At 49.9% G+C, this 20,868-nt stretch carries 18 protein-coding genes; 7 read left to right on the top strand and 11 right to left on the bottom strand.

From position 1 onward, the window contains the following. Positions 1 to 377: 377 nt before the first annotated feature. Together ACCI51_RS07515 and ACCI51_RS07510 are read right to left on the bottom strand one after the other, a co-directional pair. Complete coding sequence (locus ACCI51_RS07515) at positions 378 to 839, bottom strand: energy transducer TonB (protein ID WP_371843163.1); 462 nt, start codon at positions 837 to 839, stop codon at positions 378 to 380. A gap of 152 nt (positions 840 to 991) precedes the next feature. Then, entirely contained in the window at positions 992 to 3,166 is a 2,175-nt protein-coding gene (locus tag ACCI51_RS07510) for a heavy metal translocating P-type ATPase (protein ID WP_371843162.1), read from the bottom strand. A gap of 78 nt (positions 3,167 to 3,244) precedes the next feature. Between ACCI51_RS07510 and cadR the strand changes: the two genes are divergently transcribed. The 3 genes from cadR (at position 3,245) to ACCI51_RS07495 (ending at position 5,077) form a co-directional block, all read left to right on the top strand. Beyond that, on the top strand, positions 3,245 to 3,658 hold the full coding sequence (gene cadR / locus ACCI51_RS07505; protein WP_299586961.1) for a Cd(II)/Pb(II)-responsive transcriptional regulator: 414 nt from the start codon (positions 3,245 to 3,247) through the stop codon (positions 3,656 to 3,658). Positions 3,659 to 3,721: 63 nt separating this feature from the next. Then, entirely contained in the window at positions 3,722 to 4,564 is an 843-nt protein-coding gene (locus ACCI51_RS07500; protein ID WP_299586963.1) for a metallophosphoesterase, read from the top strand. 105 nt (positions 4,565 to 4,669) lie between these two features. Then, the gene (locus ACCI51_RS07495; protein ID WP_371843161.1) at positions 4,670 to 5,077 is read left to right on the top strand and encodes an acyl-CoA thioesterase; all 408 of its coding nucleotides are present in this window, start codon (positions 4,670 to 4,672) and stop codon (positions 5,075 to 5,077) included. A 7-nt stretch (positions 5,078 to 5,084) separates the two neighbouring features. Here ACCI51_RS07495 and ACCI51_RS07490 read toward each other — a convergent pair whose 3' ends face one another. From ACCI51_RS07490 to ACCI51_RS07475, 4 genes are all read right to left on the bottom strand, one after another. Continuing rightward, positions 5,085 to 6,110 (bottom strand): HlyD family secretion protein, encoded by a 1,026-nt coding sequence (locus tag ACCI51_RS07490; protein WP_299586968.1) that lies wholly within the window; start codon positions 6,108 to 6,110, stop codon positions 5,085 to 5,087. A gap of 5 nt (positions 6,111 to 6,115) precedes the next feature. Continuing rightward, complete coding sequence (locus ACCI51_RS07485; RefSeq protein ID WP_371843160.1) at positions 6,116 to 7,381, bottom strand: glycosyltransferase family 2 protein; 1,266 nt, start codon at positions 7,379 to 7,381, stop codon at positions 6,116 to 6,118. After that, positions 7,381 to 8,703 (bottom strand): TackOD1 domain-containing metal-binding protein, encoded by a 1,323-nt coding sequence (locus ACCI51_RS07480; protein WP_371843159.1) that lies wholly within the window; start codon positions 8,701 to 8,703, stop codon positions 7,381 to 7,383. Before ACCI51_RS07480 ends, ACCI51_RS07485 begins: the two co-directional genes overlap by 1 nt. A 277-nt stretch (positions 8,704 to 8,980) precedes the next feature. Further along, positions 8,981 to 10,246 carry a glycosyltransferase family 2 protein gene (locus tag ACCI51_RS07475; RefSeq protein ID WP_299586974.1) on the bottom strand — a complete coding sequence of 422 codons (1,266 nt, stop codon included), beginning with the start codon at positions 10,244 to 10,246 and terminating at the stop codon, positions 8,981 to 8,983. A 71-nt stretch (positions 10,247 to 10,317) separates the two neighbouring features. On the opposite strand from ACCI51_RS07475, the gene ACCI51_RS07470 reads away from it, so the two are divergent. Then, complete coding sequence (locus tag ACCI51_RS07470; protein WP_299586977.1) at positions 10,318 to 10,461, top strand: hypothetical protein; 144 nt, start codon at positions 10,318 to 10,320, stop codon at positions 10,459 to 10,461. A 154-nt stretch (positions 10,462 to 10,615) separates the two neighbouring features. On the opposite strand, the gene ACCI51_RS07465 is transcribed toward ACCI51_RS07470, so the two are convergent. The 3 genes from ACCI51_RS07465 to ACCI51_RS07455 form a co-directional block, all read right to left on the bottom strand. Further along, positions 10,616 to 11,752: a DUF294 nucleotidyltransferase-like domain-containing protein gene (locus ACCI51_RS07465; RefSeq protein WP_299586980.1), complete on the bottom strand. Its 1,137-nt coding sequence runs from the start codon at positions 11,750 to 11,752 to the stop codon at positions 10,616 to 10,618. A 283-nt stretch (positions 11,753 to 12,035) separates the two neighbouring features. After that, complete coding sequence (locus tag ACCI51_RS07460; RefSeq protein ID WP_299586981.1) at positions 12,036 to 12,488, bottom strand: cupin domain-containing protein; 453 nt, start codon at positions 12,486 to 12,488, stop codon at positions 12,036 to 12,038. A 63-nt stretch (positions 12,489 to 12,551) separates the two neighbouring features. After that, positions 12,552 to 13,730 (bottom strand): thiolase family protein, encoded by a 1,179-nt coding sequence (locus ACCI51_RS07455; RefSeq protein ID WP_299586983.1) that lies wholly within the window; start codon positions 13,728 to 13,730, stop codon positions 12,552 to 12,554. Between the two features lie 322 nt (positions 13,731 to 14,052). On the opposite strand from ACCI51_RS07455, the gene ACCI51_RS07450 reads away from it, so the two are divergent. Further along, positions 14,053 to 15,762 carry an alkaline phosphatase D family protein gene (locus ACCI51_RS07450; protein ID WP_371843158.1) on the top strand — a complete coding sequence of 570 codons (1,710 nt, stop codon included), beginning with the start codon at positions 14,053 to 14,055 and terminating at the stop codon, positions 15,760 to 15,762. A 253-nt stretch (positions 15,763 to 16,015) separates the two neighbouring features. Then, positions 16,016 to 17,449, top strand: a complete 1,434-nt coding sequence (locus ACCI51_RS07445; RefSeq protein ID WP_371843157.1) for an aldehyde dehydrogenase family protein — start codon at positions 16,016 to 16,018, stop codon at positions 17,447 to 17,449. 360 nt (positions 17,450 to 17,809) lie between these two features. Here ACCI51_RS07445 and ACCI51_RS07440 read toward each other — a convergent pair whose 3' ends face one another. Then, entirely contained in the window at positions 17,810 to 18,823 is a 1,014-nt protein-coding gene (locus ACCI51_RS07440) for an aldo/keto reductase (RefSeq protein ID WP_371843156.1), read from the bottom strand. Between the two features lie 255 nt (positions 18,824 to 19,078). On the opposite strand from ACCI51_RS07440, the gene ACCI51_RS07435 reads away from it, so the two are divergent. Continuing rightward, on the top strand, positions 19,079 to 19,984 hold the full coding sequence (locus tag ACCI51_RS07435; RefSeq protein WP_371843155.1) for a LysR substrate-binding domain-containing protein: 906 nt from the start codon (positions 19,079 to 19,081) through the stop codon (positions 19,982 to 19,984). 47 nt (positions 19,985 to 20,031) lie between these two features. Here ACCI51_RS07435 and ACCI51_RS07430 read toward each other — a convergent pair whose 3' ends face one another. Beyond that, on the bottom strand, positions 20,032 to 20,805 hold the full coding sequence (locus ACCI51_RS07430) for an alpha/beta hydrolase (RefSeq protein WP_299586994.1): 774 nt from the start codon (positions 20,803 to 20,805) through the stop codon (positions 20,032 to 20,034). Positions 20,806 to 20,868: the final 63 nt, after the last annotated feature.

Raw genomic sequence — 20,868 nt, 5'->3', positions numbered from 1 at the left:
TGAGTTAATGTGATCCCGTTAAAGTAAAGATAATAAATATCGATTAAGTCGTACACTGGATATCATTAAAAGTGAAAAAAGATATCAAACCGTTAATAACGGCATATTCATTGATTGCTTGTTTTAAGTGCCGCAGCGCTGGCCCTGTAATTATAAGGGCTTGAAAGTGGGCTATCTGTTTTCTCAAGAGGAACAAAGGATACTTCTTCGCTCCGATAGTTAAGGAACCTCGGAATAATTAAGAACCAATTTGGCAATATTCAGCTACCTGTAAAGACTACGATGAAACGAAAGTGGAGATAAATACGTATGGAGATCTGAACTCTGACTTGTGTGGTACGTGATGTAGGATTAGACACTTATCTTGCAGAGCGTTCTTAATACAGCACCCACAGTAACCATTCTAAAAATTTTTCTTTGTTACTAGGTTGGTCTTTGTCTATTTTAAAGCTGACCTTTGTTCTAATGTTCTTGTATTCTTGGGGGCTCTTTTCATATTTGAAATGCTTGGCCGCCTCGATGGCCGCTTCTTCAAAGAAGCCGGCCGGAATACTCTCAACAATACTCAGGTTAACCGGATCGCCATTGTTGTTAACAAGGTACTCAACGATTACATAGCCTTCGGTATGATTTACCAGTGCTTCTGTTGGGTATATTGGTTGAGCCTTGTAGACAGGTACAGGATTCCCTCTTTTCCTGGCTTTGGCTTTTTCCTCTGCGCTGTACCTATAGAAGTCAATAAGCTGTGGGCACTCTTCATAGGAACTGCAACGCTTGGTTAATGGGGACTCAATGCAGCCAGAGAGAACAATCGTGCATAATAAAACGAACCTTTTCATTACTAATTCTTCAAAATTTCCTGGTATTTTTTTGGTTAGCTAAGCATTGTATAACTCTGGATTCACCAAGGATACTTTGGTGTTTTAAAGCTAATAAAAATGCGGCTAAGCCATAAGCAAGGCATCTCACTCGAGATATCTCGTGCTCGCAGCTATTTCCGCATCAATCTCAGCCCATTGAAAACCACCAACAGACTGGTGCCCATATCCGCAAATACCGCCATCCACATAGAGGCCTCACCGGCAAAGGCGAGTGCCAGGAAGATCACTTTGATGCCCAGGGCGAGGATAATGTTTTGCCAAAGAATATGGGCGGTAGTGCGCGAGAGGCGAATAAAGCTGGCGATTTTGCCCAGATTGTCATCCATCAAAGCCACATCGGCAGTTTCTATGGCGGCATCGGTACCGGTGGCACCCATTGCGAAGCCGATATCGGCGCGAGCCAGGGCCGGGGCGTCGTTGATACCATCGCCCACCATGCCCACTCGCCCGCGACCGGCTAGCGCTTCAACTTCGCGCAGTTTGTCTTCAGGGAGCAGATTGCCCTGAGCCCGATCAATGCCTACCTCCTTGGCGATGGCATCGGCGGTATGTTGGTTGTCTCCGGTTAGCATCAGGGTTTTTACCCCCAGCTGGTGGAGTTCCTCAATGGCTTTGCGGCTGGACTCTTTCACCGTATCGGCGACGGCGAATAGCGCCAAAACACCGCTTTCACCGACCAGCATCACGACGGTTTTGCCTTGGTACTCCAATTTTGAGAGCTGATCCTCAAGTTCCGAGCGGCAAACCTTTAGCTCCTCTACCAGGCGGTGATTGCCCAGATAGTAGCCGGCACCGGCGATCTCTCCGCGAATTCCGCGGCCAGCAAGGGCTTCAAAATTTTCCACTTCCTGAGTTTCCAGGTTTTTATGGCTGAGAAAACTCGCCACGGCTTTAGAGACCGGGTGATCCGAGCGCGAGGCGAGACTGGCGGCGAGGCTTCTCACACGCTCTTCACCGCCATTGGTCAAAACCTCGAAATCGGTGACCTCGGGCGCGCCGTGGGTGATGGTGCCGGTCTTGTCCAGGGCTACCCAGCGCAGGCGGCGTCCCTCTTCGAGATAGGCGCCGCCTTTGATCAGGGTGCCGTGGCGGGTCGCGGCCGCCAAGCCGCTGACGATCGTGACCGGGGTGGCAATGACCAAGGCGCAGGGGCAGGCGATTACCAGCAATACCAGGGCGCGGTAAATCCACTCCATCCAGGCGCCGGAGAAAAACAGGGGTGGAATCAGCGCCGTAGCCAGCGCCACCGCAAACACCAGGGGCGTATACCAGCGGGCAAATTGATCCACAAACCGCTGTGTGGGGGCTCGGCTGCCCTGAGCTTCCTCAACCGCATGGATAATTCGAGCGAGTACCGCATCATTGGCCGTGGCAGTGACCTTGTATTCCAGCGCACCGGATTCATTGATGCTGCCTGCAAACAGGTTGTCTCCAGCCGCTTTATCCACCGGCAGGCTCTCGCCGGTAATTGGGGCTTGGTTAACCGCAGAGTTCCCCTTGATAACCTCCCCATCCAGGGCGATGCGCTCTCCGGGCCTGACTCTGACTGTGGCACCGAGGGCAACAGTTTTTGCATCTTGTTCCCGCCATTCGCCGGTCTCTTCGAGTACCGTGGCGGTTTCCGGGGCCAGGTCCATCAGCTCGCGAATGGCGTTTCTGGCCCGATCCAGCGATTTGGCTTCAATCAGCTCGGCTAGGGTAAAGAGCACCATCACCATGGCGGCCTCGGGCCAATGGCCGATCAGAAGGGCGCCTGTGACCGCGATGGACATCAGCGCATTCATATTCAAGTTGCGGTTTTTAAGTGCGATCCAGCCTTTCTTGTAGGTGGATAAGCCACCGCCGGCAATGGCCGCCAGGGCCAGCAGCATCACTAGCCAGTTATTGCCGCCCTGAAGCCAAAACACCAGCTCGGCAGCCAGTGCGGCCGCGCCCGCAGCGCCCAAGATCCACCAGTTGGCTTTTGCGGCAGGTGGTGCGCTGTCAGTATCCGCAGGGGAGGCGCGCTTGGCATTGAGGTCCAGTGGCGCGAGTATGTCCAGGATCTGCTCTTGCATACCCGGGGCATGTCCCACGCGCAGAGTGCGCTGTACCAGATTAAAGTCGAGACTATGAATCCCTTTGAGGGGCGTTAGCTTGGCGCGAATTAGACTTTCCTCGGTGGGACAGTCCATCTTAGTGATTGAAAAGAGAGAAACTTCGCCGTCTTTCCGGCCACCATTAGTGGGCGCTTGTTGAGGCTCAGTGGCATCACCACAGCCGCAGGGTGAATTTGGTTTATCCATGGTTAACTCTCGGATGACTCAACGAGTGAGACAGCATTACAATCCCTCTAGTAACTATAGAGTCAAGAGAGTATCAGCATGCTGTACCGGATAGGCGAGGTCGCCAAGCGGACGGATTGCAAGGTAGAAACGGTGCGCTACTACGAGCAGGTGGGGCTGCTCCCGCAACCTTACCGGTCCGACAGTAACTATCGCCTCTATAGTGAGGAACACTTGGCGCAACTGCGTTTTATTCGCCACTGTCGCTCTCTCGATATGCCACTGGAAGATATCCGTAATCTGTTAACGCTTAGGGAGCAACCGCATGAACATTGTGCTGAAATCAACACGCTTGTGGATAAGCATATCCGTAGAGTGAATGAACAAATGGCCTCGCTTGGGCAATTGCGAAAAAGCTTACTGGCCTTGCGCGGTCAGTGTGCTGGGCCGGGTTCCAGCGACACTTGTGAAATTGTGCGCGAACTCTCTGCTTGTGAATGTCATCAAGAGTAAAGCGGCGTATCACTCGCATAAAAAATAATTGGGATATTGAGCTGTGAGCCTGGAGTCCGCCTGTTGAGAAAGTACCGCGTTGTATTCTCCCTTGTTTTACTTATTGGTCTATTTCTTGCCATCTGGGCGTTTTTCGCTGAACCCAGGAGTTTCAGTGTCAATGCGCAGACAGTGTATTTGGACACTTGGCCTAAAGCCTGCAGTGGGGTGCGAGTGGCCGTGTTGGCCGACTTACATGTGGGCTCCCCCTATAAAGGAATCGAGAGCCTGCGGAAGCTGGTTCGCCAGGTAAACGCCAGCCGCCCAGATCTGGTGCTTCTGCCCGGTGATTTTGTCATCCAGGGTGTACTCGGCGGTTCTTTTGTAACACCTGAGCAGGCGGCCGAAGTCCTTGCCGGGCTAAAGGCACCCATGGGCGTGTTTGCAGTACTGGGCAACCATGACTGGTGGCTGGACCCGCAAAGGGTGGAGCGGGCGCTCTCCGGTCGAGGTATCAGGGTACTCGAAGATGCATCCACAGAAGTTGCCCACGTGAATTGTGCTTTTCGTTTGGTGGGCATCAGTGATTTCTGGGAGGGACCACACAATATCGGCAAGGCAATGGCGGGTATTGATGAGAATACGCCGATCCTGGCTTTTACCCATAACCCGGATATCTTTCCTCAAATGCCCAAGCGGATTGCCTTGACCGTTGCCGGACACACCCATGGTGGACAGGTGTATTTCCCTTTTCTCGGCCGACCGATTGTGCCCTCCCGCTATGGGCAGCGCTATGCGATTGGCCATATTGTGGAGGAGGGTAAGCACCTATATGTCAGCCCTGGGGTAGGCACCAGTATCCTGCCGGTAAGATTCCTTGTCCCACCGGAAGTGACCCTTCTGACTTTGTCCGCGCTGGAAAAATAAGGCGTTCAATAGTAGCTGGTCGGAATGGTTATTTGTTTTGGCAGGATTGGAAGGGGGGGGCTGAAATAGAATGTCCAGCGATCTTTCAGCCTAAAGAGAAATCCAATGATAACCGTGAAGCGCAAGGTGCTGTTTGGAGACTGTGATCCCGAAGGGATTGTCTATACGCCTAGGTTTTCTCATTTCGCATTGGAGGCCACTCATGAGGCCATGACGGCGCTCTTGGAGGGACCGGCCATTACCACCATGAAGGCGCGCGGTGTCCTCACTCCGGTGCGGGCCTTTAATCTCGAGTTCCTGACCCCGGTTACCTGGGATCAGGAGTTACAGATAACGGTTGCCGTATTAATGACCGGCAAGCACTCGTTTACCTTGCAGGTGGAGGCTTGTCTCCAACCTCGCGTGCTGGCTTTTACCGCAACGATCACCTACGTCACTCTATCGGCCACGAATAAGCAGAAGGTCCCTCTGCCGGAGTGGCTGAAGAGCGCACTCAGCGCCTATGCCGAGTAGAGAGGGCTTAGTTCATAAAGTTCTCTACTATGATGTCCTTCCAGTTTATCTCCAGAGTGACATTGACCTTTTCGGAAACCGGAAACATCTCTGGGTCTGTGAGGGTAATTTTGGCGAGCTGGTTCCGTTCCTGGGGTTTAAAGGTATTTTGGAATTCTTCCGGGAGTTGTGCCGAAAGGGGCAGTAACTCAGAGATAACCCCTTTGTCTTTGTAGCGGCCACTCTTTAACGTTACAACCATTCCCGGTTTGATTGAGAGAAGATAGCGGCGAGGCAAGTAGGCCAATACATAGGGCTCGCCCCAGAATACCTGCATGAGGGGCTCCCCCTCGCGATAGACATCCCCCACAGAGGGGACTGTGGCCCCAACCAATCCGGATACGGGGCTGCGGACCTGGCCATCGTCATAGTGCTTTTTCAATTTCTGAAAAGCTTCGGCAGAAACTTTGATGGCCGACTCCACGGCTTTTCTTTTCTTATCTAAAGTGGTGCTTTCTACTTGAATCTTGACGAGCGCTTGGCCGGCATCGAAATTATCCCTAAGCACCTCTTGGTAGCTGATCTTACTGATAAAGCCCTTATCGGCGAGCTTATTAATGCGTGCGATGATCTCTTCCACTTCGCGCTTGCGATGCTCCGCCGGGACCAGCAGTTGTTTGGCCGTTTCAGACAGCAGGGTGAATTCGGCGGAGATCTGTATCAGGTTGGCCTGACGGGCGGAGAGATCTGCCAATCGCTCTAGCAGCTCCATGGATTCAATTTTAAGGAGTAAGTCTCCCTCTTTAACGGATTGACCCTCATCGACTTCTACCGCAGTGACTCTTGTGATATAGCCCATTTCAACGGCGGCATAATCGCGCAGTACCAGTCCATCGCCCTTGAGCAGAAACATATCCCCAAATAAATAGCGGATGATACCCAGCGCAAATAGGATGAGTACGCCAATATAGATTCTTCTACCAATAGCGCTGTGATGGGGGCGTATTTCACTATCGAGGTTATCCGGGCGGATGTGTTTTCGTATGGTTCTCATTGTACTTACTCGCGCACACGATGTACTTTCGAAGGTGAATAGGTGTCGTAATAGGAGGTTTTAAATACCCACTCCTGTATATAAGAGTAGAGCCGAACGATACGCATCAGGTTGACATAAAAAATACTGTAGCCCAGCAGATAGGGCCAAAATGGTGCGGCCTTAAATTTATTTGTGGCGATCGCGCTGAGGGTAAAGGTAATAAGGTCCATGATGATAAGGACCATTTGGGCCGCTATAAGAATAAACCAGCCGTTGGAGCCGTAACTGTAAAATAGCCAGGCCAGATACACGGGTAGTATTAAGATCGCAACCACATTAAACAACAGAAACTCAAACTGGTGAAAGAACTCCCTGAATTTAACACGGTGATCAAAAGGGTTAATAAAGTGGCGATACTTTCTGAAGCGCAGGCGGATGGCATCCCGCTCCCAGCGGAACCGCTGCCGAATCAGGGCGGCCAGATTTGTGGGCACATCGGTATAGCAGATGGAGTCGGCCGCATAGCCTATTTTCCAGTTGTAATGGCGTAGACGCAGTGTGACATCCAGGTCTTCGCCGCCACCGGAATCGAAGCCGCCAGCCTCATTCAGCGCTGTTCTTCGGAAAGCGCTGAAAGCCCCAGAGGCGCAAGACATCTGCCCCAGCATAAAAAGCGCGTGCTTGCCAAGGCTAATACTAATAATATATTCAATGGCCTGAAAGATCGTGAGTAAATTAGCATCCCAGTTGCGCACTAAGATATTGTTTGAAGCTGCACCTACCTGGGGATTGTCAAATTGATGCAAAATGTTTTTTATTGCGTGGTAGTCGAAGGAGCAGTCGCAGTCCACATTTATAATGATATCCCCGGTGCAATAGCGCAGCGCTAGATTTACGGCGGCGGATTTTCCTCCGCGCAGCTCTGTTGAATGCGCACCATGGATAAGCCTTCGCCTTAACAAATTGCGTATTTTTTCTCTGGTGCTATCGGTAGAACCATCACTGACCACGATGATTTCATCGGGAGGGTGGCTCTGCTCCCACAAACTGAGCACACACTTTTCTATGGCATCCTCCTCGTTGTGGCCGGCAATGGTGACAGAGACTTTCCCTAAGCTCTTTGTGTCTACCTCAAATTCTGGTTTCGAGTTGAAAAATATTAAGGCGGTAAAAAATGAAAAGAGGTAGCGAGGGATTTCAAAAATAACAACTACCCATAGCATCAAAAAAAGCGTGGTATAGCTCTGGGAGATAAGGTAGTAGTAGCCATCTTGAATGCCCTCCCACATCAGCTTAGGTCCTCTGGGCCATAGACCTGAAGGATAGGCTCCACATCCAGGCGCAAGGCACTGGCTGCCCTTTGCCCGGCCTCCTCACTGTATTTGTACAGGTCTTTCTGGTTGATATGGCTTACCAGGATAAAATCTTCGAGTCTGCCTTTGGCGGCGGTAACCGGGTACTTCCCTTTCATAACCTTGTTGAGGGAGTGGCTTAAGCTCTGGAAAAACTGATTGCGGCTATGAAAGAACTGACGATTACCGTGTTCCTGTTCTACAAGATATTCATTCTCGTATTTAATGCAGAGCAGGGCAAACTCGCTCTCCTTGCTTTTCCATTGTTTCAATTCCTTGTTTAAAACCACAATGAGCTCGAAGGGAAGCCCGGCGAAGATAGGGCTTTGCTGGGTGAGTTCCAGGAATGCATGACCAGCGTGTAGGTAGTGGACAGCCCTTTCGGTTAAATTGTATCGAAATACATCTCCGGTTTTGATCGAGTCCCCATCCGTATGTGTGTCGCAGTTGAGGCATAAAAAACCAACTTCTGTCTCTGAGCTGGTCTTTCCACAGGAGTTGCAAATCAGTATTGTGCCGGGCTTATCGTAATCGCTACCAAAATGGCTCATTTCCATTCTGCATTTGGGGCAGATCAAATATTCCCCTTGGCGAAAGTCTTCCTCGGGGCCCAGATAGGCACACTTGAAGTGATGCAGATAGAAAGATTCCGTTAAGTAGGGGGATCGACATTCCGGGCACTCTTCACGAACATTAAATTGAGATCCGCTACAGCCATTGCAGATATGCCTGCGATCGAAAAAGCTGCCCGAAAGCAGTTCCGCCGTCATCATTTTTGCACATTCGCTCAATACTTTTTCGGAATCCAAGAGAGTGTTGAAGCATACGGTTGTGCGTGAATCCGGTTGGTAGCTCGGGGCCAAACTGGCCCCAGAGACAAAGATGCGAGCCAGAATTTTATCGTCATCATTCTGGGGGTTTTGGAAATCGGGATGAAGCTGGGAGCGGCGGAAGTTAAACGAGTCGATCAGCTTGCCAATTTCTACAGGATCTGCCTTAACGGTATTGGAGGCGTCCAGATCCGCCCTGGCACCCAGTGTGCCGGTCAGGTCAATAACCGGCAGCAGGTGCAGGCCAATCTGGCTGTTCCAGAGCTTTTCAATACACTGCGGAGTCATGGGCTCCTCAACCACCAGGGCATCACACTGTTCAATGCCTGGGTGTACCGTATTGAAGTCGCTGGGCCAGCGAAAGTAGTTATAGGCATCACCGAGAAAGGATATGGTCAACTCTCCTACACAAGGGGCATCAAAGGCCACAAAGGGTCTCGTTCGCACGGTTGGCAGGGAAAATTCTGCCTCACGTAGAACGATAGCCCATGTGGTGTGAAGCGCCAATTCCCGGCTGAAAAGAGGGCGGCTGCTGGTGCTCAGTGGATGGTATGGGGGCAGTTCCGGGGCAGCGATATCACTAATAGCGATAAATTGGCCACGGGCACTGACTGAAAGCGACTTGTTTGGTCAGCAAGGTGAGACCGACAGTATTGGCGAGGGCATTTGAGCGTGTCTGCGGGGGAGGGGTGACCGCCTCTGCGGTTTACTCCCTAACACGGTGTACTTTGGAGGGGGCGAAAGAGTCAGCATAGGACGTTTTAAAGATCCACTCCTGCACATAGGCATAGAGCCGCACTACCCGCATCAGATTGACATAGAGAATACTGTAGCCAATAAGAAAGGGCCAAAGTGCGAAGGTGCTGAATTTATAGGTGGCGTAGGAGGCGAGGGCAAAGGTGAGACAATCCAGCATAATGAGTACGATTTGGGCTCCGATTAAAATAAACCAGGCATTACTCCCGTAGCTTACAAACAGCCAAATTAAATAGATGGGTAGCGCTATTGCGGCGACCACATTGAAGATTAAAAACTCAAATTGATGGAAGAACTCTTCGAATTTTATGCGGCGCTGAAAAGGATTGATAAAGTGGCGGTACTTGCGGTAGCGCAAACGCACAGCATCCCGCTCCCAGCGGAGCCTCTGGCGAATCAGAGTTAAAATATTTGTGGGTACATCCGTATAGCATATGGCCTCCGGGGCAAAGGCGATATCCCAGCCGTAGTTGCGCAGGCGAAAAGTGATGTCCAGGTCTTCGCCTCCACCAGAATCAAATCCGCCAATCTGGTCAATGGCGGTCTTCCTAAAGCCGCTGTAGGCACCGGATGCACAGCACATCTGCCGGATCATGGCCAGCGCATGCCGACCAAGAGAGATACTGATGATGTATTCGATGGTTTGGAAGGCGGTAATCAGGTTGTCGTGGGGATTGCGCACAAACACATTGCCGGAAACCACGCCGACTTTGGGGTCTTCAAAAGGCAGCAATACTTCCTTCATGGTGTGGTGCTCAAAGGAGCAGTCGCAGTCCACGGTAATGACGATATCGCCGGTGCAAAAGCGTATCCCCAGGTTTAATGCGGAAGCCTTGCCGCCTCTGAGCTCCGTAGCGTGAGCCCCCTGGATAAGCCCCCTGGCCAATAAACTGGACATGATTTTTCTGGTGCCATCGGTGGAGCCATCGCTGACCACAATGATCTCATAGGGTTTGACACTCTGTGCCCAGAGGCTGTGCACACATTTCTCAATCGACTCCTCCTCGTTGTGACCGGCAATAATGACCGAAATTTTGCCGATTTTCTCTAAGTCCACCTCCTTCTCAATCCTGGAAGCAAAAAAGAAAACCGCGGTAAAAAACGAGAAGACATACCGAGGCAGTTCCAGAAAGATCACTATCCAGAACATGATAAACAGAGCACCCCGGCTCTGCGCGAACAGAAAGGTGAAGCCGTCGTGGATTGTCTCCCACATTAGAGCGGCTCACCATTGAGGGGGGCTTGGGGCTGCTTATGGGGGGAGCAACTTAAGAGGTCGTCGTAGGAATGGCTCTCTCTGAGCCTGAGCATGGTTATTCCTCCAGCTACGAGGTTAACCTGGTGGTCATTAGTGTCGACTTAATACATCTTTCAGGGCGCTTTAACCCCATTGATACGATAGATCAAGATGAGCAAGACGCCAAGAGATAGAGCCCAAGCAGCGCTGGCGCCCTGGGGCAGTTTGGCTGGGCAATTGGCCATTGCTTTGTTGCGTCACTCACTGCCTTTGGTCATTGTCCAGGCAGGCCCAATCCCGCTTGGTAGTTGAACCTAGATTTCCAACATAAGCGCCACCTATGGTTCATTATTTGATCAGGAGCGGCTCCGAGAATGGGTTGCCGCGAATACCATGTGTCCGTCCTTGCACGCTGGCAAACTCATTAGCCCAACCAATGATTAGTCTGACACTATTTGCGGCATCCTCCAGCATGGCCGACTGTTCTGAGTTCAATCTTAGCCAGGCACTTTGATTCTTATTAGGTGTTACATAGGCTGATAGGACTTTGTCAAATTCCGCACCAGTAATAATGTGTGAAGCAACCCTAACTCTCAGTGCTTCAGACATTGCTTTGCGGAAATGAACAACTCTGCTTGGGTGGAGCTTCCCCATCTCTTCTAGCATGGATAGCTGGGCTAGAGAGCTGACTTCGTCGACATCATAGAACCAGGCAAGTCCTTTCAGTATAAATTGTGGGGCTCGATAAAACTCACGCTTTACACGTTTAATATCTGAATAGGGCGCGGGTGGCTGGAAATTTTTATCATTAATGGCAACCTGCATAGCCTGCAGTCCCTGTTTTCTCTTCCTTGAAAGCAGCGTGTTAGAGCCAAATTCAATAGCTTGCTGACCTAAAACAAATTTAACTTCATCAACCAACTCTCTGTGTAACTTTGGATTGCCAAAAGCGTGAGCACATTCCTGAAGTCCGCTCACAATGTGTTTTCGTAGGTTTCGTTTAGGGTCACTTGGATACCGGTAGTACTCCTCGAGAAGCCCGCTAAGGGCCGATGTGGTATTAGTAAGGTCAAAAATAATACCGTCTTTTTTGATTAGGCCATCCCTGTTGTTTCTCTCCATCCATTTCTTTGTAACCATTCCCAGTGGATTTAGTCCTCCGGTACAAAAAACAAAACCTTTGCCAGGGCGGAGTGTTTTGACGCGGCTATCATTGATATCGTCCAATCGTTTTTTAACGGCAAGGTTGATATTTTTCCACTGTTTTTTTTGATTCTGGGTGATTTTGGGCACTACGATAAATGCATCCAGATCTGATTGAGGGCAAGCTTCACTCCTGGCACCAGAGCCCGTTATGCAAAAGGAAAAATCGGAAGGACAACCATGAGTTGTAAATTGGTCTTCATATAACCGCTCAATAAATGCAACCAGTTTCTTTGTCCATGAGGACATCATTTGCCAAGCGGTTTTATGGTTATCAAGCATTGCCTTGATTTCAGATCTTTGACTATCTAAAAAATCTGCCAGGCAGTGCGTACACGTATTTGTTAAAGCCCCGTTTAGTGTCGGACCAGGGCACAATTGGTTGTTGTGGTTGCAAGGCATCGGTTACCCCAAGTGAGAAAAGACATTTTTTGTACTATAAGCGAGGTTTAGTCGATTTTAGCACCATCTTCTTACAAGAAGATGGTGCCTGAAGTGTGGGCGAACGCTCATTTTGCTAGAAACTTGGGATGAGAGTATGGTTAACCGCTCTGATAAGTTGAGGTCACTGTTTATTCTTCTCCGGCTCATCTTTATAAATGGTATTGGCAACACCCTTTATCCCCGAGTAGAAGATAATAAGGCTAACCGGGTTAACACCCTCGTTACGTCCATAATGCCACTTATCGGTAACCTCGATATAAGCCCTCCCCTCATCCAGAGTGACGGTTTCCTTTCGATCTAATAAAGTAACCTTCAGCGATCCCTTGGCGACATAGACCCCATTAAGTACCGGGTGTTTATGCACAGGAAGGCGTGCACCGGGGGCGATTGTTACTTGTACGATGCTAAGCTCGGGTTGTCCTTCTTTTGGCGCGGGTAGAGTATCGCCAGCCCAGTCCTTGGTAGAGGCAACCAGGGTTTTAAATGTTACCCCTTTGATACTCTCCTGTAGTTGCGCGCTCAGTGGTAGCAACAAAAAGACCAGTAGGGTAATGATGGATTTCCATTGAGACATAATGAGCTTTCTCATAAAGGGTGGAGCGTACATCCGTGAAACCTGAACGACCTTCGACTTTTTTTATGAGCGCTCCAAGTACGCCGCAGTTGCCATACCACCCGCCGTGCAGACGCCGATAATCGCTTTATGTTTATTCCGCCTATCCAGCTCCATTAAGGTGGAGCCAAGATAGCGAATTCCGGACATGCCATAGGGGTGGCCGAGAGCAATGGCCCCACCATTGACATTGGTTATCTCCCAGGGCGTGTCCAGTTCCGCTTGGTTGAAAAGCGTGGTAACCGCGAAGGCTTCGTGCAACTCCCAAAGGTCAATATCGCCCATGGCAAGACCGTGATGTTTCATCAGGCGCTGAATGGCTGGCGCCACGGCAATGCTCATTTCCTTGGGGGCTACCGCAGCCAGCTGCATCCCCCGGAATAAGCCGAGAACAGTTAGGTTTTTCTGTGCGGCTAGCTCAGCATCCATCATGACGACAGCCGCTGCACCATCGGAAAGCTGTGAGGCATTGCCCGCGGTTACGGTACCTCGCGCATTGACTGGCTCTAAGCTGGATAGCCCCTCTAAGGTGGTGCCGGGGCGGGGACCTTCATCTTCTGTCAGTAATACCGTCTTTTCGGAAATCTCCCCGGTCTCTTTGTCTTTTACCGACATCACCGTCTCGAAGGGGGTGATCTCCTGAGCCAATTTACCCGCGCTGATCGCTGCGGCGACTCTCTTTTGCGATTCCACCACATAAGCGTCTTGCGCTTCCCGCCCGATAGCGTATCGATCCGCAACGTAATCCGCGGTTTGGATCATGGTCCACCAAACACCGGGAAACTGATGCTGAAGGGGCTCATAGACAAAGTGGTTCAGGTTCAAATTGAATTGCACGAGACTGATGCTTTCTACACCGCCGGCAATACCCACCTGCATCTCTCCGTTGGCGATTCGGTTTGCCACGATTGAGGCGGCATTCAGGCCGGAGCCACAGTAGCGGTTAATCGTCAGTCCGGGGACACCGGTACCGCAGCCGGAAAACAGGGCGGCATTACGCGCGATGTTGTGCCCGGTGGCCCCTTCAGGGAGCCCACAACCGAGTACGACATCCTCGACTACCTGTGGGTCCAGGCCTGCTCTAGCAGTCACTTCCCGAATGACATGGGCAGCCATGGGAATACCATGGGTCTGGTTGAGTGCACCGCGTCTTGCCTTGGCAATGGCGGTTCTACAGTAGGCGACAACGGCGACATCTCGCATAAGTCAGATCCTGAAAGAGAGGGCGAATTTTTATACAGTAGATCAGTTATTGTTTATTGGAATTTCTTTGAAGTGGATAGATTACGTGAAGAAAATGGGGGTAAAAGAGGAATTCTTGGGGGCTACTTTAGGCATAAAAGTGTAGCTGTCTAAACGATCAAGGATGATATTTGTTACTTTTATAAGGTCTTATTGGATAATAATTCATCAAAAAGTCTCTTTTTGTAGAATAACCCGACTTCTTTGTTGGTACGTTCTCCTATAAAATGCGCGCCACTTCATATTATTTGAATTCTAAATAACAAACAGGAAGTTGGGGTTTATGACTGTCTCTCGTCGCACATTTGTCCAGGCAATGGGGCTTGCGCTGCTAACACCGTTTACCGTTCGCTCTCTGGCGGCCAGCAATAGTGAAACCTATGCACGCTTTAACCTGAGTGGGAGTCCATCGGGTTATGACATAGACCAGGATGGCTTGCTCTTTGATTTGTCTGTTGCCTCGGGCGACCCCAGCCAGACCGGGGTTGTGCTCTGGACCCATATCAACCCGGCAGCCCATGTGCCCGGTGAAATCCTGTACGTTGATGTGGCCCTGGACGAGGCGTTTACTCAGCCGGTTTTAAGCCTTCAGGTGAATGCCGAGGACATCAGTGCGGACCGGGATTACACCGTAAACCTCGATCTGGAAGGGTATCTTTCCCCCAACCAGCGTTATTACTACCGCTTTAAGTACGGTGTCTTGTGCAGCCGCACCGGCCGCTGCCACACTCTACCCACGGGCGGCCTGGAAAGTATCAAGATGGCCGTGGTGACCTGCCAGGATTACACCACCGGTTATTACAACGCCTATAACCACCTGGCGGATGAGGATGTACACTGCGTTTTGCACCTGGGTGATTTTATCTATGAGTATGCGCAATACGAAGGTTTCGAAGATGCCATTGTTCACCCATTAAGCCTGCCTTCCGGCGGTAACGTGGCGATGGACCTTGAGGATTACCGTCACATTTACCGGGAGTACCGCAAGGATAAAAATCTGCAGCGTGCCATGGAAATGCATTCCTTTATCATTACTTGGGATGATCATGAAACCGCAGATAACGCCTATTGGGACTACGAGCGCGATACCTTAGGTGTGCCTTCCCATCCCTTCCAAACCGGAGATAACAACCCGGAGCAATTGCGTCAGCTGCGCCGCGACGCGCAACAGGCCTGGATTGAATATGTACCTGCGCGTGTGAAAGTCGACGAGGCGGCCAGTCACGCCTTTGACTATTTACAGATCTATCGCGCCTTCCAGTTTGGCGATCTGGTAGACCTGTACATGACGGATAGCCGTACCTATCGCACTAAAGAGCCCTGCAAAGATGGCAGTGCCTGGGAGAACTACTGGTGCACCGACTATGAAAAGAAATCCCAAACCATGTTGGGTAAAACCCAGCGCGATTGGCTGATCGATGGCATTGTCAATTCTTCGGCGCGCTGGAAAGTCTGGGGTAATCAGACCTTATTGGCGCAACTGGCCGGCACCGCTCTGGGGCAGCCACTGGTCTTTGCCAATTACGATGCCTGGGATGGATATCAGTGGGAACGTGAAAAGATACTCTCCAGCATTAAAGACAGCAGTACCGATAATTTTGTTGTTTTGACCGGGGATCTGCACACCAGCATTGCCTCTTATCTGAAAGTGAACTTTAACAAGATCAGTAACTGGAACTACGATAACCTGGTGGGCATTGAGCTGATGACCCCATCGATCTCCTCACCGAATTTAAACGATACGGTGGAAAGGGGCCGAGATGTAGGTGCTGTATTCACCTCTCTACTCAATGGTGGTGTGCAGGTGAATAACCCGCATATTAAAGATTTCTCCAGCGCTATATATGGTTACGCGGTCATTGAATTCAACCACAATGAGCTGAATTGGACCGTTTACAATATTGATAAGAAATCTGACAACCCTTCGACCAAGAAGAAGACGTATAAAAAGTTCAACTATGAACCGAAAGATATGTGGCTTACCGAGCAGTAATCCACACCACCAATAGTTATTTTCCAGAATCGCCACTTTGCTTAAGAGTGGCGATTCTTTCCGCTCCGTTCTGGCGAGCTTTTCTCTCGCTTGTCTTTCCTATACGCATTTATCCTTATTGGCCTATCTAATTGATCCATATGCCTCGGTTGATTAATGGTCAGCCGTAACCTATACACTCGGGAAGCTTATCGCCGGCCCAGTAACTCAGAGCGTCTGCTAATTTCTTGCCACCGGTTAAAAGGAAAGAATCGTGCTGCAAAAGGCCTACCCCTACTACCTAGCAAATGAGGCGGTTTTCGCCAATAAAGATCTTGTGGTTACGGATAAGTACTCTGGTGAAGTTGCAGCTCATGTGGCCATTGCGGATGCCAAAATAATTGATAGTGCGATTGATTGGGCGCTTTTGGCTGAAAAACCTATGGCAAAGCTGCCACCTTATCGCCGCCAGGATGTACTTAATCACTGTGTAAAGCGCTTTCATGAGCGCTTTGAAGAGCTGGCGGAGTCGTTGTGTATTGAAGCCGGTAAGCCAATTCATGATTCTCGTGGTGAAGTGACACGCCTGATCGACACTTTTCGGGTTGCCGCTGAAGAGTCTGTCCGTATCAATGGTGAGATTATCAACCTTGAAATTTCCAAGAATACCAGGGGCTACCGGGGGTATGTGAAACGTGTGCCAGTGGGCGCCTGCTCCTTTATTTCGCCTTTCAACTTTCCATTAAATCTAGCTGCACACAAAGTGGCTCCTGCCATTGCCTCTGGTTGTCCTTTTGTACTGAAGCCTGCGAGTAGAACGCCGATCGGTGCACTGATCATTGCCGAGGTTCTGGCGGAAACCGACCTGCCCAAGGGCGCTTTTTCGGTACTTCCCTGTCACCGAGAGGGTGCCGACTTATTTACCGTGGATGACCGCTTTAAGTTGCTCAGCTTTACTGGGTCACCTGCGGTGGGCTGGGACTTAAAAGCCAGGGCAGGGCGTAAGAAGGTTGTTTTGGAGTTGGGCGGTAATGCAGCCTGTGTGATCGATGAGAATACGGACCTGGATGATGCCGTACAGCGCCTGATCTTTGGGGCCTTCTACCAATCTGGACAGAGCTGCATTGGGGTGCAGCGTATCTATGGCCATAAAAGCCTCTATGAGGAGTTAAAACAGCGTTTAGTAGAGAGGACGAGGAAACTCAAGAAAGGGGACCCGAAGGAGGAGGGGACTTTTATTGGCCCGATGATCTCCGAAGGAGAGGCCAAGCGACTGCAGGGTTGGGTTAATGAGGCGATTAAAGACGGAGCTACGCTTTTGTGTGGTGGCGGCCGTGATGGCGCCATGCTTGACCCCACGCTCTTAGAAAACGTGCCCCACGAGTGTTCTGTCGTTCAACAGGAAGCCTTTGGCCCTGTGGCCGTATTGGAGCCATTTGATGATTATGATGAGGTATTGGAACGAGTGAATAACAGTGCCTTTGGCTTACAGGCAGGGATCTTTACCAAAGACTTATATCGGGCACAAAAAGCTTGGGATACCTTAGAAGTTGGGGGCGTTGTGATTGGTGATGTACCTAGCTGGCGAGTGGACAACATGCCATATGGCGGCGTAAAGGATTCCGGCCTGGGTCGAGAAGGGGTACGCTGGGCAATTGCGGATATGACAGAAGAGCGTTTGATGGTAGTGCGTGAAATTGGAGATTAGGTGTTTAGAGACTCAATGTTTCCCTATATGCATTGGTAGATTTATTGGTGTGTTTGTGCAGATCATCGTGTCTATGTCTGTGCATTGATTCTAAATGTGGAGGGTATCAAAGCACTTAGCAGTTTTGATTTATGCATTATACGCAATAGAGGGCGTTCATTAGGGCCAATTGCGAGTAGGTTTTGGGGTTTCTTTTAGATTTGGGTTCCATCATTGAGGAGACCTTTGAATAATTCTGTGAGGCCTCTGATTTTCAGAGCGCTTCGCAATCAATGCACGCACTTGCGAAAAGGTCTGGACCTTCCAAGAAGTCGCAACATCGAGTGAGAATTGCTCAGAAAACCCCGACTGTATTATTCCTTACGCCCCAGTTGGCAGAGGAGCGGAGTCATCGACAAGGTGCGCTTGGCGCAGCTCTTGCCATACAGCCTCTGGAATAATGGTTTCCAGTGCCTCAACATCTTCTTTTATCCTACTGGGTTTGCTCGCGCCTGGTATGACTGCGGCGACTGCTGGATTAGCCAGTACAAATTGCAGCCCAATAGCCTTATTGCTAATCCCATATTTATCGCTAATCGCCTTAATCTTTGAAACTTTCTGCAATATAGACTCTGATGCTGGCGCGTACTCAAAATTTGGGCCTCCTACCAAAGCCCCTGAACTATAGGGTCCTCCAGCCACGATACCTAAGCCGCGCTTCACAACCTGGGGTATCACTCTTTGCAGGGCTCTAGAATGATCCAGCAAACTATAGCGGCCAGCAAGCAAGAAACCATCGGGGCGAGGTCCCTCAAGGTCGAGAAGTATTTCAATGGGCTCCACTCGGTTCACCCCAAGCCCCCAGGCTTGAAGAACACCTTCATCACGCAATTTATCAAGAGCAACAAAAGCTCCTTTTCTTGCACTTTCAAATATACGAATCCATTCATCACCAAAAAAATCCTGGGCAACATCGTGAACCCATGCAATTTCTATACGGTCAGTCTTCAGCCGCTTGAGGCTGTCTTCAATTGAGCGCATCGTCGCATCGTAGGAGTAGTCATGAACTACCTTGTTGGGGCGGCCGTATTTGAAAATGTCACGTGTATCTTCAATGTTCCGGGTACTCCTATCCTCCGCTTCATCCAGGATCAAGCGACCGACTTTTGTACTGATTACGTAGTCTTCACGAGGGAACCTGGAAAGTGCTTCTCCCATACGAATCTCCGCAAGGCCGGCTCCATAAAACGGTGCAGTGTCAAAGTATCGGATGCCGTTTTCCCAGGCCGCCTCTACTGTTTCTAGGGCTTCTGCATCCGGAATCTGGCGAAACATGTTGCCAAGGGGTGCAGTACCAAAGCCGAGTTTACTGGGCAAGAGGTTTTTTAATTTCACGTAGAACTCCCATTCAATAGAGTTTATAAATCAAAAATTTTGACTGCCTGGCCTGAAATTTAGTGCTGTCACAGGCTAGCCTGCTATTACCCATCTACCGATGAACCCCGCTTGAGTGCAGCGAACTACAGAAGCTTTGTAGAGTTCTTGATGTAACTTTAATCAAAGGTAGTCGGTTGAGGCAGATAGTCTGCTGTAGTTGCTTTTGAAGAAAAAGCCGCCTATAAGCATATGACTATTGACTTGGAGTCAACAATGCAAATTACCCTTCAAGAGTTGCAGGTGTTTACTGCTGTAGTAGATACCGCTTCGATCACTTCGGCGGCCGAACGGCTAAACCAGACAGTCTCCGGGGTTAGCCGTGCTCTTGGCCGCTTGGAGCATAAACTTCAAACCACATTGTTACGACGAACTACCAGACGGCTGGAGCTTACCGAAGAAGGGCAGGCTTTTTTGAAGCATGCGCGAGATATCCTTACTTCCGTAGAGGAGGCGGAGGAGCAAATGGCGTCTCGCCTAAAGTGCCCCTCGGGTCTGTTGCGTATAGACGCTGCAACACCATTTATATTGCATGTAATCACCCCTTTGATAGAGAGTTTCCGTGCCCGATACCCCCAGGTAGAGCTTGAACTCAATAGTAATGAGGGGATTACCGATCTGATCGAAAAGCGCACTGATGTGGCATTCCGAGTCGGCTCACTTCGGGACTCAACATTACATGCACGATTAATCGGCACTAGCAGAATACGAATACTGGCCAGTCCCGAATACTTAGAGCAACATGGTACTCCAGTGAATATGGAGCAACTTGCCCAACATACACTCCTTGGTTTCACAAAGCCCGAACTCCTCAATCAATGGCCCCTGCATGTGCGTAGCGGGGATATGTTGCAAATTAAGCCTGTGATTTCTTCATCCAGCGGCGAGACTTTACGGCACTTAGCGCTCTCAGGTGCTGGGATCGTATGCTTGTCAGACTTTATGACCCAAAGGGATCGTCAAGCTGGACGACTAGTGCAGTTATTTCCAGAGCAAACTTTAGAAATTACACAATCTATTAATGCGGTTTATTATCGTAATACCGCGCTTTCTTCACGTATCACCAGTTTTATCAATCACATTATAGAAGAACTTGGTGAGAGACCATTTGATGAACTTTAGCCACAGTTTTACAAGATTAAATAGCCTAGGAAAGACTTAAGCTGAAGCTATTGGTGGTTATTCTTCAGAATCCAATCGCTACAAAACGCTGCGATCCGATCCCACCCGGGTTCAAGCATTAAATAATGGCCGTAACCTACAGCATTATAAAAAGTGGTTGGCGCGCTCTGGCGTTTGGCGATTTGGAGTGCCGTAGAGGGCGGTATTGCCAGATCATCGCTGCCAGAGACTATCAAGATGGGACAGCGGATCTTATCGTAATCAATCCTAGTGGTCTTGTTGTTATCGAATAGCCAGAAAAAAAGCTCAAAAAGCACTCGCCCAGACTCCGGCCCCAATCGGCTGAAGACCCGTTGTTGGTCTTCAATATCAAGTTTGTTGAGTCCAAATTTTGCCATTGTTTCAAAATCGGGTAATAGTACTTCCTCCCAAAAGCGGCCGGCAGACATAAACATCTTACCCAGAGCCCGCTCCTGCTTTGTGGTGGGGAGTATCCCCCAATTAACACTTCCGTTAAGCAGTACTATTGCTTCGGTTAGGCCCATGGCGGCCACTTTTTGTGCAATAACACCTCCTAGTGAATGGCCGACCACGATAGGTTTACGGCTTAAAGATTGTACGAATGATACGATGTCAGCGACGTAGTCGGCGATGCTTACTCCCTTAAGAAGTGTTTGCGATTCTTGCGATTTAAGGTTTTCATGATAACGATAGCTAGGGCTATGGCAGTGGAAGCCTTTCTGATTAAAGTACCGATGGAAGTTCTCCATAGTCCAGGGGCCGGCGTTGGTGCCATGGATAAGGACGATGGGCGTATCCATAATAATCTCCCGGTTAATCAACGACTTCTTACACATTGGGTGCGAGTAGAATGCCTATGCGGT

It is taken from the genome of Microbulbifer echini (genome assembly GCF_041447225.1).
In the GTDB taxonomy this organism is placed as follows: Bacteria; Pseudomonadota; Gammaproteobacteria; order Pseudomonadales; family Cellvibrionaceae; genus Microbulbifer; species Microbulbifer echini.
Note: the sequence above shows the minus strand (reverse complement) of the source record. Positions and strands in the feature narration are given on the sequence as shown.